Raw genomic sequence first — 483 nt, forward strand, 5'->3', positions numbered from 1 at the left:
GTTGTCATTGCCGCCAAGTCCGTAGATAGTGTCGTTGCCACCCAGTCCGTTAATCGACTCGGGGATGCTGCTGCCCATGATGAAATCGGCATTGTTACCCCCATTGACAGTTTTTTCGACGGGGTTGGGGGTAATGGTAGCAGGGTCAAGTTGCGGGGCCTTGAGGCTATCAAGCACGCAAGCATCGGAGGTGGGAGTGGGAGTTGGCGCGGGTGTTGGTGTCGGCGCCGGAGTTGGTGTGGGAGTGGGAGTCGGCGCGGGTGTCGGAGTTGGCGCCGGAGTTGGTGTGGGCGTTGGTGTCGGCGCGGGTGTCGGAGTTGGCGCCGGAGTTGGTGTGGGCGTTGGAGTCGGCGCGGGTGTCGGAGTTGGCGCCGGAGTTGGTGTGGGCGTTGGTGTCGGCGCGGGTGTCGGAGTTGGCGCCGGAGTTGGTGTGGGCGTTGGTGTCGGCGCGGGTGTTGGTGTCGGCGCCGGAGTTGGTGTGGG

Annotated in this window: 1 pseudogene; it reads right to left on the reverse strand. The window is 64.4% G+C overall.

The window, feature by feature from the left end:
* Positions 1–483, reverse strand: a pseudogene (locus JGK11_RS11485) (hypothetical protein); the annotation flags it as partial.

The organism is Microcoleus sp. PH2017_34_RAT_O_A (assembly GCF_020737885.1).
GTDB lineage: Bacteria > Cyanobacteriota > Cyanobacteriia > Cyanobacteriales > Microcoleaceae > Microcoleus.